This is a genomic window from Caballeronia sp. LZ019 (assembly GCF_031450825.1).
In the GTDB taxonomy this organism is placed as follows: Bacteria; Pseudomonadota; Gammaproteobacteria; order Burkholderiales; family Burkholderiaceae; genus Caballeronia.
On record NZ_JARTVZ010000005.1, the window covers coordinates 1518706 to 1532197 of the forward strand.

Annotated in this window: 16 protein-coding genes; 11 read left to right on the forward strand and 5 right to left on the reverse strand. The window is 64.3% G+C overall.

The genetic code is table 11. From position 1 onward, the window contains the following. Positions 1–13 precede the first annotated feature (13 nt). From gshB to ptsP, 4 genes are all read left to right on the forward strand, one after another. Complete coding sequence (gshB, locus tag P9255_RS20545; protein ID WP_309763486.1) at positions 14–970, forward strand: glutathione synthase; 957 nt, start codon at positions 14–16, stop codon at positions 968–970. A gap of 233 nt (positions 971–1203) precedes the next feature. Further along, positions 1204–1692 carry a PTS sugar transporter subunit IIB gene (locus P9255_RS20550; RefSeq protein ID WP_309763485.1) on the forward strand — a complete coding sequence of 163 codons (489 nt, stop codon included), beginning with the start codon at positions 1204–1206 and terminating at the stop codon, positions 1690–1692. Between the two features lie 36 nt (positions 1693–1728). Next, positions 1729–1998 (forward strand): HPr family phosphocarrier protein, encoded by a 270-nt coding sequence (locus tag P9255_RS20555; RefSeq protein ID WP_309763484.1) that lies wholly within the window; start codon positions 1729–1731, stop codon positions 1996–1998. Positions 1999–2219: 221 nt separating this feature from the next. Next, positions 2220–3980: a phosphoenolpyruvate--protein phosphotransferase gene (gene ptsP, locus P9255_RS20560; RefSeq protein ID WP_309763483.1), complete on the forward strand. Its 1761-nt coding sequence runs from the start codon at positions 2220–2222 to the stop codon at positions 3978–3980. Positions 3981–3983: 3 nt separating this feature from the next. On the opposite strand, the gene P9255_RS20565 is transcribed toward ptsP, so the two are convergent. From P9255_RS20565 to gpmA, 3 genes are all read right to left on the reverse strand, one after another. Then, a complete protein-coding gene (locus tag P9255_RS20565) occupies positions 3984–4742 on the reverse strand; it encodes a molybdopterin-synthase adenylyltransferase MoeB (RefSeq protein WP_309763482.1) in 759 nt (252 codons plus the stop codon). Between the two features lie 136 nt (positions 4743–4878). Next, positions 4879–6462, reverse strand: a complete 1584-nt coding sequence (locus P9255_RS20570; RefSeq protein ID WP_309790382.1) for a S41 family peptidase — start codon at positions 6460–6462, stop codon at positions 4879–4881. 181 nt (positions 6463–6643) lie between these two features. Next, positions 6644–7390: a 2,3-diphosphoglycerate-dependent phosphoglycerate mutase gene (gene gpmA, locus P9255_RS20575; RefSeq protein ID WP_309790383.1), complete on the reverse strand. Its 747-nt coding sequence runs from the start codon at positions 7388–7390 to the stop codon at positions 6644–6646. Between the two features lie 186 nt (positions 7391–7576). Here gpmA and P9255_RS20580 point away from each other — a divergent pair, with 186 nt between their 5' ends. Genes P9255_RS20580 through P9255_RS20600 form a run of 5 tightly spaced genes read left to right on the forward strand, consistent with a single transcriptional unit; the run spans position 7577 to position 10379 of the window. Further along, entirely contained in the window at positions 7577–8002 is a 426-nt protein-coding gene (locus P9255_RS20580; RefSeq protein WP_309763479.1) for a rhodanese-like domain-containing protein, read from the forward strand. Beyond that, entirely contained in the window at positions 7999–8259 is a 261-nt protein-coding gene (gene grxC, locus P9255_RS20585) for a glutaredoxin 3 (protein WP_250450153.1), read from the forward strand. Before P9255_RS20580 ends, grxC begins: the two co-directional genes overlap by 4 nt. A gap of 56 nt (positions 8260–8315) precedes the next feature. After that, on the forward strand, positions 8316–8786 hold the full coding sequence (gene secB / locus P9255_RS20590; protein WP_309763478.1) for a protein-export chaperone SecB: 471 nt from the start codon (positions 8316–8318) through the stop codon (positions 8784–8786). Positions 8787–8827: 41 nt separating this feature from the next. Next, positions 8828–9826, forward strand: a complete 999-nt coding sequence (locus P9255_RS20595; protein WP_309763477.1) for an NAD(P)H-dependent glycerol-3-phosphate dehydrogenase — start codon at positions 8828–8830, stop codon at positions 9824–9826. A 22-nt stretch (positions 9827–9848) separates the two neighbouring features. Beyond that, positions 9849–10379 carry an O-acetyl-ADP-ribose deacetylase gene (locus tag P9255_RS20600; RefSeq protein WP_309763476.1) on the forward strand — a complete coding sequence of 177 codons (531 nt, stop codon included), beginning with the start codon at positions 9849–9851 and terminating at the stop codon, positions 10377–10379. Here the strand turns inward: P9255_RS20600 and trmL are convergent. Beyond that, the gene (trmL, locus tag P9255_RS20605; RefSeq protein WP_309763475.1) at positions 10352–10822 is read right to left on the reverse strand and encodes a tRNA (uridine(34)/cytosine(34)/5-carboxymethylaminomethyluridine(34)-2'-O)-methyltransferase TrmL; all 471 of its coding nucleotides are present in this window, start codon (positions 10820–10822) and stop codon (positions 10352–10354) included. The genes P9255_RS20600 and trmL overlap by 28 nt on opposite strands. 27 nt (positions 10823–10849) lie before the next feature. Next, a complete protein-coding gene (locus tag P9255_RS20610; RefSeq protein WP_404980380.1) occupies positions 10850–11635 on the reverse strand; it encodes a phosphoribosyltransferase family protein in 786 nt (261 codons plus the stop codon). A gap of 105 nt (positions 11636–11740) precedes the next feature. Here P9255_RS20610 and P9255_RS20615 point away from each other — a divergent pair, with 105 nt between their 5' ends. Together P9255_RS20615 and P9255_RS20620 are read left to right on the forward strand one after the other, a co-directional pair. Further along, positions 11741–12727, forward strand: a complete 987-nt coding sequence (locus P9255_RS20615) for a methyltransferase domain-containing protein (RefSeq protein WP_309790385.1) — start codon at positions 11741–11743, stop codon at positions 12725–12727. Positions 12728–12994: 267 nt separating this feature from the next. Then, complete coding sequence (locus P9255_RS20620; RefSeq protein WP_309763473.1) at positions 12995–13471, forward strand: DUF2244 domain-containing protein; 477 nt, start codon at positions 12995–12997, stop codon at positions 13469–13471. Positions 13472–13492 lie beyond the last annotated feature (21 nt).

A 13492-nucleotide genomic window follows, 5' to 3' on the forward strand; every position in this document is an offset into this window, starting at 1 on the left:
CAAGCGAATACACATGGACATTCTCTTTATCGCCGATCCGCTCGATCGCTTCAGGATCTATAAGGACTCGACCTACGCGATGATGGCCGAAGCCGCGCGTCGCGGCCACGTGCTGTACGCGTGCGAGCCGCACCAGCTCGCGTGGACGGGTGGCGCGGTGGAGTCGATCGTGCGCCGTATCGCGATCGTCGGCGATGAAGCGGATAGCGACCGCTCGCCGTGGTACTCGGCGAACGAGCCGGCGAACGTATCGCTCGCTAAGTTCGACGCGGTGCTCATGCGCAAGGACCCGCCGTTCGACCTCGAATACGTGAACGCGACCTGGCTGCTGGAAATCGCGGAGCGGCAGGGCGCCCGCGTGTTCAACAAGCCGCAGGCAATTCGCGATCATTCGGAGAAGCTCGCCATCGCGGAATGGCCGCAATACGTGGCGCCGACGCTCGTCACGCGCGATGCCGCGCGTCTGCGCGCATTCCACGCCGAACACGGCGATGTCATCCTGAAGCCGCTCGACGGCATGGGCGGCATGGGCGTGTTTCGCGTGAAGGCCGACGGCATGAATCTCGGTTCGATCATCGAGATGCTGAGCGAGGACGGCGCGCGCATGGTCATGTCGCAGAAGTTCATCCCGCAGATTACCGACGGCGACAAGCGCATTCTGTTGATCGGCGGCGAGCCGGTGCCGTATTCGCTCGCGCGCATCCCGCAGGGCGGCGAAGTGCGCGGCAACCTCGCGGCGGGCGGACTCGGCCGCGCGCAACCGCTCTCGGCGCGCGATCGCGAGATCGCCGAGGCGCTCGGGCCGGCGCTGAAGGCGCGCGGGCTGCTGCTCGTCGGACTGGACGCGATCGGCGACTACCTGACTGAAGTGAACGTCACGAGCCCGACGTGCTTCCGCGAAATCATGGACCAGACGGGCTTCGACGTGGCGGGCATGTTCATCGACGCTCTCGAGCGCGCCGTCGGCTGAGAACGGGCGCTTCTTCGCGTGGGCGGCGTGTGTCGCACTGCAAAACGCGTGTCGCGGGCGCTGTTACAATCAACTTCCCGGCGGCTTGCATTCGGGGCTGGATCACATTTCAGCAGCGCGTTCCGGCCGTTGATTTCCCGACCGCCCGGACGCATATACGACTGGCACCACGCGACGCTCGCGCGCTTTCGAGCGAACTCTGACGTTTCGTTCACAGAGGCAGCAATCCTGTTATGGCTGGCATTCTGATCATTGCGCACGCACCGCTCGCTACCGCGCTCCGTGAGTGCGTCGCCCACATTTACGGCGGCTTGCCCGCGCGCATCGGCGTTATCGACGTAATGCCCGACTGCGATCCCGTCGAAGTACGCGCGTTCGCGCGCTCGGAAATCGATCGTCTGAAGGAAGGCAACGGCGCGATCGTGTTGACCGACGTGTTCGGCGCGACGCCCGCCAACATCGCCGCGAGCCTCGCCGACGCGGATGTGCGCATCCTCGCGGGCGTGAACCTGCCGATGCTCGTGCGCGCCGTCTGTTACCGCGCGACGCCGCTCGACACGCTGTCGGAAAAGATTCTGCAGGGCGGCTCGAAGGGCATTCAGGAACTTGATGCGTCGACGCCGCTCAATCCCTGCGCAATCGCGACCAAAGTGGCCGGCTCGCCCGATCCCGCGTGTTCCGCGAGCGCCGATCTGGCCGCCGCAAAAGCCGCCAGTCACTGACGCCGCTTCATTCATCCACTAGCGTTCCGGAGCATCATGCTGCAACAAGAAACAACGATCGTGAACAAGCTGGGGCTCCATGCGCGTGCTTCGGCCAAGCTCACGCAACTCGCGGGGAGTTTTCAGTGCGAAATCTGGATGAGCCGCAACGGCCGCCGGATCAACGCGAAGAGCATCATGGGGGTGATGATGCTGGCGGCCGGCATCGGCAGCACGGTGACCATCGAAACCGAAGGCGCGGATGAAGCCGAAGCCATGCAAGCCATTCTTGCCCTGATCGCCGACAAATTCGGCGAAGGGCAATAAGTCCATCATTCCCGCATCGACCCTCATGAGCCGCGCATCGACGCGGCTTTTTTGTGTCGACCGGCTCGCTCGCGCCGGACGAGTCTGCGACCGGCACGGCTGGCGCGCGGCAGTCCGTGCAGGGACTTTGCAATGCTTCGAACTTATAATGGGCTGGGCGGCCACCAAGCCCCCGCGGGTTCTGGGAGAACGCGGATACATCACAACTAGAGGAGGTGCGCGTGTCTTTCACGCTGCATGGAATTCCCGTTTCACGAGGCATCGCCATCGGGCGGGCGTATCTCATTGCGCCGGCCGCGCTGGATGTCGCGCATTACCTGATCGAGCCGGAGCGGATCGACGCTGAAATCGAACGCTTCGGCGCGGCGCAGGCCGCTGTCGCCGCCGAACTGGAGGCGTTGCGCGAAGACCTTTCCGCCGATGCGCCCAGCGAAATGAGCGCGTTCATCAACGTGCATACGATGATCCTGAACGACGCCATGCTCGTGCAGGAAACCATCGATCTCATTCGCACGCGCCGCTACAACGTCGAGTGGGCGCTGACCGAACAGCTCGACATTCTCGGCAGTTACTTCGATGAAATCGAGGACGAATACCTGCGCGAACGTAAAGCCGACGTCGAGCAGGTCGTCGAGCGTCTCCTGAAGGCGCTTGCGGGCGCGCCGACCGCCGCGTCGCTCGTCGTGCATACGGCCGCGAGCAACGGCCACAACGAGATGATCGTCGTTGCGCACGATATCGCGCCCGCCGACATGCTCCAGTTCAAGACGCAGGCGTTCAAGGGCTTCGTCACCGATCTCGGCGGCCGCACGTCGCATACGGCGATCGTCGCGCGCAGTCTCGGCATTCCGGCGTCGGTCGGCGTGCAGCAGGCGAGCGTGCTGATTCGCCAGAACGATCTGATCATCGTCGATGGCGATCACGGCATCGTGATCGTTGACCCCGCGCCGATCGTCCTCGAGGAATATTCGTATCGGCAAAGCGAGAAGCTGCTGGAACAGCGCAAGCTGCAGCGCCTCAAGTTTTCGCCGACGCAAACGCTCTGCGGCACCAAGATCGAGTTGTGCGCGAACATCGAACTGCCCGACGATGCGCAAGTGGCCGTCGAAGCCGGCGCGATGGGCGTCGGCCTGTTCCGCACCGAATTCCTGTTCATGAATCACAAGGACCGGCTGCCGGAAGAGGAGGAGCAGTTCGAGGCGTACAAGCGCGCCGTCGAACTGATGAACGGCAAGCCGGTGACGATTCGCACGATCGACGTCGGCGCGGACAAGCCGCTCGATTCGATGTCCGGCGGCGACGGCTATGAGACGGCGCCGAATCCGGCGCTCGGCTTGCGCGCGATCCGCTGGAGTCTTTCAGAGCCGCAGATGTTCATGACGCAACTGCGCGCGATCCTCCGTGCGTCCGCGTTCGGCCCGACGAAGATTCTGATTCCGATGCTTGCGCACGCGCAGGAGATCGATCAGACGCTGGATCTGATCCGCGAGGCCAAGCGCCAGCTGGACGACGCCGGCATTGCGTACGACCGTCAGGTGCAGATCGGCGCGATGATCGAAATCCCGGCGGCGGCCATCGCGGTGCAGTTGTTCCTGAGCCGGCTGGACTTTCTGTCGATCGGGACCAACGACCTGATTCAGTACACGCTCGCAATCGACCGCGCGGACAACTCCGTCGCGCATCTCTACGATCCGCTGCATCCGGCCGTGCTGCATCTGATCGCGCTGACGCTGCGCGAGGCGAAGCGCGCGGGCGTGCCGGTCTCGGTGTGCGGGGAAATGGCGGGCGATCCGTCGGTCACGCGTCTGTTGCTCGGGCTCGGCCTGACGGAATTCTCGATGCATCCGAGCCAGTTGCTCGTCGTGAAGCAGGAAATTCTGCGCTCGAATCTGAAGGCGCTGGAAAAGCCGGTCGCGGATGTGCTCGCGTCCTTCGAACCGAACGAATTGCAGGCGGCGCTGGCCCGGCTGCAAAAAGCCTGAACGCTATCGGGCGTGACGCGCGCTGCAAACCGGGCAATCCGGCTGCCGCGCGATTTTCATCGTGTTCCACTCCATGCGCAGCGAGTCGAGCATCATCAGCCTTCCGCTAAGCGTCTCGCCGAATCCGCCGATCACCCGCAACGCTTCGGCCGCCTGCATTGCGCCGATGATGCCGACCGTCGGCGAGAACACGCCCATCGTCGAGCACGCGACTTCCTCGAAGGCCTGATCCGGCGGGAAAACGCACGCATAGCACGGCGATTCCGGCGAGCGGAAATCGAAGGTGCTGATCTGCCCGTCGAAGCGCAGCGCCGCACCGGAGACGAGCGGCACGCCATGTGCGACGCAAGCCGCGTTGATCGCGTGGCGCGTCGCGAAGTTGTCGCTGCAATCGAGCACGACGCTCGCGCCGGGCAGGTTCGCATCGAGCCAGGCTGCGTCGGCGCGCGCGTCGACGGCGTCGATTCGTACGTCCGGGTTCAGCGCGTTCAGCGTGCGACGCGCGGATTCGACCTTGGCTTGCCCGACCGAGCGCGTCGCGTGGACGATCTGGCGCTGCAGATTCGTGAGATCGACGGTATCGGCATCGACGAGCGTCAGCGTTCCGATGCCCGCCGCCGCCAGATACATCGCGGCGGGCGCGCCCAATCCCCCCGCGCCGACGATGATCGCCCGCGCATCGAGAAAACGCTGCTGCGCTTCGATGCCGATTTCATCGACGAGAATGTGGCGGGAATAGCGGAGGAGTTGGTCGTCGTTCATCGAGCTCGCGCGTGGATGCGCCGATGGTGCTGCGAAGGGAACGCCGAAAAAGACGGCGCGCTTGAACGTGACATTCTAAGCGCGCGGGGAGGGGAAACGGCTTCGCGGCGCGATGCCGCGAAGCCTTGCTGCTTGGTTACTTCGACTGCTGCGCAGTCGGCGACGAAGCCGGCACGGTGCCCGAAGCCGGCGACGAGCCCGGCGCGGCGGGCGCTGCCGGCTGAGCGACGACCGGCGCCGATGCGGAGCGAGCCGGCTTGCTCTGCGCGAGCTTGCGCTCGGCGAACGACTTCGACTCGACGACCTGCTTGCCTTCGAGCTTGTTCAGCGCCTGCTGGAGCATGAAGTCGTCGGTGCTGCCGAATTCGACCGGCTTGCGCTCGCGATCCTTGCGGCGTTGCTCCGGCGTTTTCTTGTCGTTCTGCTCTTCGAGCAGGCGCAGTTGTTCCAGACGATCCTGCTCGCGCTGGTCCTGCTCCTTCTTCTCGTTCGGGTCCTGCGTGTTTGCGAGGTGGTTCGAATAGTTGACTTCGCGGGTCACGAGCGCGTCGTCGGGATCGCCGTCCGCGTACTGATCCACCGGCACGTCCGGGCGCACGCCCTGGTTCTGAATGGACTTGCCGCTCGGCGTGTAGTAGTACGCCGTGGTCAGGCGCAGCGCGGTGTCGGCGGTCATCGGGCGAACGGTCTGCACCGAGCCCTTGCCGAATGTCGTCTTGCCGACGATCAGCGCGCGATGATGATCCTGCAGCGCACCCGCCACGATTTCGGAAGCCGACGCCGAATAGGCGTTGGTCAGCACGACCATCGGCACCTTCTTGAAGACTTCCGGCACCGTCTTCAGCGGGTCCTGATCGAAGGACGGCAGGCGATAGTTGTCGTAAGTATCCCGGAACGTCTGCTTGGCGTCGGCGATCTGCCCGTTCGTCGACACGACGATGGCGTTGTCCGGCAGGAACGCCCCCGCGACACCGACCGCGCTTTGCAGCAGGCCGCCGCCGTTATTGCGCAGGTCCAGTACGAGGCCCTTCAGGTTCGGCTGTTGACGCGCGAGGTCCTGCAGCTTCGACGCGAGGTCCGGCACCGTGCGTTCCTGGAAGCTGGTGATCCGGATGTACCCGTAGCCCGGCTCCGGCACCTTCATCTTCACCGACTGCACGCGGATCACGGCGCGCGTGACGGTCAGCGGGAACGTGCGGTCGTCGCTCTTGCGGAAGATGGTCAGCGTGACCTTTGTGCCCGGCTCGCCGCGCATCTGCTTGACGGCCTTGTCGAGCGTCATGCCGCGCACCGGCTTGTCGTTGATGCGGGTGATGAGGTCGCCCGGACGAATGCCCGCGCGGAATGCGGGCGTGTCCTCGATCGGCGAAATGACCTTGATCAGCCCGTCTTCGGAGGAAATTTCGATACCCAGGCCCGCGAACCGTCCCTTCGTCTGTTCCTGAAGCTCTTCGTAGTCGGTCTTGTCGAGGTAGGACGAGTGCGGATCGAGGCTCGACACCATGCCCTTGATGGCGGCGGTGAGGAGCTTCTTGTCATCGACGGGTTCGACGTATTCGTGCTTGATTTGCCCGAAGACTTCGGCGAAAAGCCGCAATTGATCGAGCGGCAGCGGCGACGATGCGGCTTGCTGAGCGGACGCGGAGATCTGCAAGGTGGCGAGCGCGCCGGCGGCAACGCCTACGGCGATCAGGCCGAAGTTTTTCAGGTTCTTTCGCATAGAGAGTGCGTTCGGAATCGAATGAGCAGCATCGTGGGTGACGGGCCAGTATACCCGCTCCCCTCCAAAGACGACTTAAACGCAACTTAAATGCCCGGGGCGTAGCCGGGCGACAGCAATAGGCCACGGGCGCTTGCGGCGAAGCGCCCGTGCACTTGCAAAGTTGTCGGGCCGAGGCGCGTCAGCCCGCCTTGCCCTGCTTGGCAACCGCTGCCTGCGCGGCGGCGATGGCGTCGGCGTCGCCGAGATAGTAATGCTTGATCGGCTTCAGGTTTTCGTCGAGTTCATAGACGAGCGGAACGCCGTTCGGAATATTCAGCCCGACGATGTCCGCGTCCGAGATCTCGTCCAGGTACTTCACGAGCGCACGCATTGAATTGCCGTGCGCGGCGATCAATACCTGCTTGCCCGCCTTGATGGCCGGCGCGATGGACTCGTTCCACACCGGCAGCACGCGCGCCACGGTGTCCTTCAGGCATTCGGTGAGCGGCAACTGCTCGCGCGGAACCTTTGCGTAGCGCGGATCGTTGTACGACGCGCGTTCGTCCGAAGGATCGAGCGCGGGCGGCGGCGTGTCGTAGCTGCGGCGCCAGACGAGCACCTGGTCGTCGCCATACTTTTTCGCCGTCTCCGCCTTGTTCAGCCCGGCGAGCGCGCCGTAGTGACGCTCGTTCAGACGCCATGAATGGACAACCGGGATATACATCAGGTCCATCTCGTCCTGAACGTGCCACAGCGTGCGGATTGCCCGCTTAAGCACGGACGTGTACGCGAGGTCGAACGTGTAGCCGGCTTCCCGCAGCAGCACGCCGGCCTGACGCGCTTCGCGATTGCCCTGCTCGGTGAGGTTGACGTTGACCCAGCCGGTGAACCGGTTTTCCTTGTTCCACGTCGATTCGCCGTGGCGGATGAGCACTAGCTTGTACATGTTTGATAGGTCGGTCAGTTGAGAAAGCGCTTGCGCCGATTTGCACTCCGTCATCCTGCCATCGCGCGGGGAGTGCCGCCATCGGCCGGATGGCCTGGGCCATCGCGGGAAAGGGTTATTTTATAATGCCGGGATTGCCCCCATTTTCCTTTCTCCCTTCTCCACTATCTTTCGGCGGCCCTAGACGTGAAGTTTTTCACTGATTACACGAATATCGCACTCATCGTCATTGCGCTCATCTCCGGCGCGCTGCTTCTGTGGCCCGCCATCACGCGTCGCGGACGCGGCGGCATTTCCGCCGCCGAAGCCACCACGCTGATCAACCGCCGCAACGCCGTCGTCGTGGATATCCGGCCTGCCGCGGAATTCGCGCAGGGCCATCTGCCGTCGGCGCGCAATATCGACGCGGCGGAGCTCCAAGCAAAGATCGGCCAGATCGCCAAGAATAAGAGCAATCCGGTCGTGCTCGTTTGTCAGACCGGACAGCGATCGCAGCGCGCCAGCCGCACCGTGTCGGAAGCTGGCTACGCTGAGGTCCATGTCTTGCAGGGCGGGGTTGATGCCTGGCAGAAGGCAGGAATGCCGGTCGTAAAACAAGGAGCCGTCAAGTGAAGAAAGTCGTCATGTACAGCACTCAAGTGTGCCCGTATTGCCAGATGGCCGAACGTCTTTTAAAGTCCCGCGGGGTCGAAAGCATCGAGAAAGTGCTGATCGATCGTGAACCGGGCCGCCGCGAGGAAATGATGCAGCGCACCGGACGCCGCACCGTGCCGCAGGTCTATATCGGCGACACGCACGTCGGCGGCTACGACGATCTTTCGGCGCTCGACCGCAAGGGCGGTCTCGTTCCGCTGCTCGAGTCGGCCTGACACACCACACGCTGCCCGGTCATGCGCCGGGCAACCGATTTACCTAGGGAACCACTATGTCCGACGAGAACAACCAGCCGTTTTTCAACATCCAGCGCATCTACCTGAAGGACATGTCGCTCGAGCAGCCGAACTCGCCCGCCATCTTCCTCGAACAGGAAATGCCGTCGGTTGAAGTCGAAGTCGACGTGAAGGCCGATCGCCTCGCGGAAAGCGTCTTTGAAGTGCTGGTGACGGGCACGGTCACGGCGAAGGTCGCCGACAAGGTCGCCTTTCTGATCGAAGCCAAGCAGGCCGGCATCTTCGATATCCGCAACATTCCTGCCGAGCAGACCGACCCGCTCGTTGGCATCGCATGCCCGACCATCCTGTTCCCGTACTTGCGCTCGAACATCGCGGATGCGATCACCCGCGCCGGTTTCCCGCCGATCCACCTCGCGGAAATCAACTTCCAGGCGCTGTACGAGCAACGTCTCGCGCAACTCGCGAGCGCGCAGGAAGGCGCGGCAAACGGCGCGACGCACTGAGCGTCATCGCCCTGTCCTGACTCTGCCGACCGGAGCCGAGCATGAAAGTAGCCGTCCTCGGCGCCGGCGCATGGGGCACCGCACTGGCGGGCCACCTTGCGACACGGCACGACACGATGCTGTGGGCGCGCGATCGCGCGCTCATCGATTCTCTTTCCCATAGTCACGAAAACACGCGTTATCTCGCGGACGTGCGCTTGCCCGAGTCGCTCGCGTTCGAAGCGGACATCGGCGTCGCGCTCGAACACGCGGCCGCGCCGGATGCGCTCTGCGTCGTCGCGACGCCCGTTGCCGGCTTGCGTGCGCTGTGCCGCGCGATGCGTCAGGCGAACGTCGTTCCGGCGCATATTGTCTGGCTGTGCAAAGGCTTCGAGGCCGATACGCAGTGTCTGCCGAACGAAGTCGTCGCCGCCGAACTTCCCGGCCATGCGAGCAACGGCACGCTGTCGGGGCCGAGCTTTGCGCGCGAAGTGGGTCAAGGCTTGCCCGTCGCGCTCACCGTGGCGAGTCCATCGGCGGACTTGTGCGCGCGCACGGTCGCCGCGTTCCATCATGGCGCGATGCGCATCTATACCGGCGACGACGTGATCGGCGTCGAAGTGGGCGGCGCGGTGAAGAATGTTCTCGCCATCGCGACCGGCATCTCGGATGGCCTCGGCCTCGGCCTGAACGCGCGCGCGGCGCTGATCACGCGCGGGCTCGCGGAAATGTCGCGCCTCGGCGCGGCGCTGGGCGGCCGCGCGGAGACCTTCACCGGCCTCACGGGCCTCGGCGATCTGATCCTGACCGCCACCGGCGATCTTTCGCGCAACCGCACGGTCGGCATGCAGCTCGCGAGCGGCCGCACGCTCGATGAAATCCTCGCCGCGCTCGGCCACGTTGCCGAAGGCGTGCGATGCGCGCGCGCGGTTCTCGCATTGGCGCAGTCGCGCGGCATCGATGTGCCGATCACGAACGCGGTATGCCGCGTGCTGTTCGATCAGGTCGCCCCGCGCGATGCCGTCCAGGCCCTGCTGAACCGCGACGCGAAGGCGGAATAAGCGCAACGTATCGGAGCGCGTCATGGCCCGGCTCGAAGCCGTAGTCGCCGATATCACCACGCTCGACGTCGACGCCATCGTCAATGCGGCGAACAAGTCGCTGCTGGGCGGAGGCGGTGTTGACGGCGCGATCCATCGCAGAGCGGGGCGCGGTCTGCTGCGCGAGTGCCAAACGCTCGGCGGGTGCGAGACCGGCGACGCGAAAATCACCGCTGGCTATGACTTGCCGGCCCGCCACGTCATTCACGCGGTCGGGCCGCGCTGGAGCGGCGGCAAGCGCGACGAGCCGGAACTGCTCGCGCGTTGCTATCGACGCTCGCTGGAACTCGCGCATGAAGCGCACTGCAAGTCGATCGCGTTTCCGGCGATCAGTTGCGGCATCTATCGCTTTCCGGTCGAAGCGGCGGTGCGAATCGCGGTATCGACGGTCATCGAGACGCTGCCGCGCACGCCTTCAGTCGAGCGCGTGGTCTTCGCCTGTTTCCAGGATTCGATGCTCGCGCTTTATCTTGCGGAGTTGCCGAATCAGGCCCCGCCTTCGAAGCCTGCCTGACGCCACGCTTCGAACGTCACGATCGCCACCGTATTCGACAAGTTCAGGCTCCGATTGCCCGGACGCATCGGCAGGCGCACGCGCTGCTCGCTCGGGAAGCGGTCGAGCAATTCCGTCGCGAGGCCCCGCGTTTCCGCGCCGAACACGAACCAGTCGCCCGGCTTGAACGCGTGGTCGAAGAAGGGCGTCGAACCGCGCGTCGTGAACGCGAACATGCGCGCGGCATCGGGCGATTCCTTCGCGATGAACGCATCCCAGTCCGCGTGCACATTCATTTCGGCGTACTCGTGGTAATCGAGACCGGCGCGGCGCAGCTTCGCGTCGTCGAGCGGAAAGCCGAGCGGCTCGATGAGATGCAGTCGCGCGCCCGTGTTCGCGCACAGACGGATGACGTTGCCGGTATTCGGCGGGATTTCGGGTTCGACGAGTACGACATTGAACATGGATTGCGTGAGTTCCGGCTGTGTTAATCAATCTTTCGGCGTGCGCAGCGCGACGAAGTTGGTGACGCGGCGCGCGCCTGCGAGCTTGAGCGTGCGGGCGAGGGCATCGAGCGTCGCGCCGGACGTCATCACGTCGTTGACGATGCCGACGTGCTTGCCGCGCACATCGCTCCGAACGACGAACGCGCGCGCGACATTGCGCCTGCGCGTATCGACGTCGAGCCTGGATTGCGCCGCAGTATGAACGACTCGCGCGACGAGCGCGGCATCGGCTGGAACGCCGAGGTGTCGCGCGAGCGGACGCGCGATCGCCCACGCCTGGTTGTAGCCGCGCGCGATGAGCCGCTTTCGCGACAACGGCACCGGCGCGAGGACATCGGGCGTCGGCAGGGCGCTGTCTTCGAAGATCGCGTGCAGATGACGCGCGAAGGCGGCGCCCGCCGCGAGACGCGCGCGAAACTTCAGTTCGACGGCCAGCGTGTCGAGCGGCGCGCGATAGTCCGCGAGCGCGATGGTGTCGTTGAACGCGGGCGGATTCTCGAGACATGCGGCGCAATGGAGCCGCACGTCTTCGCGTTCTCGCCTGACATGCGACGGCGCGAGCGGCATCGCACAGGTGGCGCATCGGAACCGCGGCTCGTTCCAGTACTGCCCGTCGCATCCGTTGCACAGAAACTGCTGCGACACATTGCCGCATAACGCGCACTGACTTGGCAGCGCAAGGTCGAGCGTCTGGCGCGCCATCGCTGCCACAACGCGTGCGTGCGTTGCAAAGAAAGCGCGAAGTGGCGACAAATGGCGGACGAGTTTCATGACGGGGCGTGCGTGGGAATCCGTACGAGAAGGCCGAAACCGCCCTGGCATCGGCCCATTTCGAGACGACCGAGTATACTTCGCACTCTTCGCGAACTGATCGTCATGTCCCCCACGTCCCCCAAAACTAGCCGACCGGCCTATGATCCGCGCCGCTTGCGCGAGATTTTCGACCGTCGCGCCGCTGCCTTCGACGAAGTCGCGTTCCTGCCGCGTGAAATCGCGGATCGTATGCGCGAGCGTCTGGAGTACATCAAGGTCGCGCCGATGCGCGTCCTCGATGCGGCCTGCGGCGTCGGCGCGGACCTGGGACGTTTGCGGGAACGATTCCCCGAGGCATCCGTGCTGGGCGTCGATATTTCCTCCGCGATGCTCGCGCGCGCCCGCGCCGCCGGGGCCGCGGAAGCCGAATCCGGCGCCGGCTGGCGGCGCTTTCTGCCGTTGACGCTCGCGCGAGCGTTCGGTGCACGCGGCCCGCAACTCGCGCAGGCCGATTTCTCCGCGCTGCCGTTCGCGGGCGGCGCATTCGAATTGCTATGGTCGAACCTCGCGCTGCACTGGCATGCGCGCCCCGACGTCGTGTTGCCCGAATGGCAACGCGTGCTGAAGGTCAACGGCCTGCTGATGTTCAGCACCTTCGGTCCCGATACCCTGCGTGAGCTCGCCGCCGCGTATCGCGAAGCCGAGCGCACGCTGGGCCTCGCGCCGATGCCGCACACGATCGATTTCGTCGACATGCACGATCTCGGCGACATGCTCGTCGAAAGCGGGTTCGAGATTCCGGTCATGGATCAGGAAGTGCTGACGATCACCTATCGTTCGCCTGAGTCGCTGCTCGCGGATGTGACGCGCTGGGGCGCGTATCCGTTCGAGCGCGCAGAGGCCGATCGAGCCGATGCCGCTGCCGCCGAAGCCTTGCGCGGCGCGGTTCATCGGGCGCTCGGGGCGCTGCGTCGCGAGGACGGCGCCATCCCGCTGACCTTCGAAGTCATCTATGGTCACGCGTGGAAAGCGGCGCCGCGAACGACGGCGGAAGGGCATGGCATCGTGCGGCTGGAAGATATCGGGCGGGGGCCGAAACGCGGCCGCTAGGGAGTCGCGGGAAAGTCGATGAACGGCATTGCAATTGCCGTAAAGAGGGCGCGTGTTATGTCAGAGATTAGCGCCCAAAAGACATGTGAAAATCTGCGTCAATTGGGCGCAGAGGCTTGTGGCGCTTGGCTCTGCGACGCGACCACCCTTGCTTGTGGATGCCACCCAACCCGCCTATAATGCGTCAGTTTGTCGCCCGGACTGACACAAATTTGGGCGAAATTCGAGCAAATGTATGTGATTGCGTGCGGATGGATGGAGGCGGCGATGCAGGTGAGTCAAACGCTGACGGAGTCCGAGCCGGTTGTCAGAGACTGGCTGATGAAACGCAACTGCTCGGTCTCGCCGCGTCAGTTCGTGTGCTTCTATTTGTCGCTTGCGCTGTTTTCGCTGGCAATCGCGACACCGCTTTTTCTGAATGGCGCCTGGCTGGTGCTGCCGTTCACCGGAGTCGAGTTGATGGTCGTGGCCGTCGCGTTCGTGATCCACGCGCGGCACGCCGTCGATTACGAAAGAATCCGGCTGTATCGAAACCGGTTGTTGATCGAACAGATGAACGCCGAAGTATTGACGCAGTTCGAGTTCAACCCGCGCTGGGTGCGGGTCGAAGCGGGTGCGACGCCGAGAGAGCCGCTTACGATCGTGTCGCGCGGTCAATCGGTGAAAATCGGACTGCACCTTGCACAGCATCGTCGCAGGCAGTTTGCTGCCGAGTTGCAGGCGTCACTGAGACGCCTTGCCTGAAGAGGAACGGGCAACCAGGCG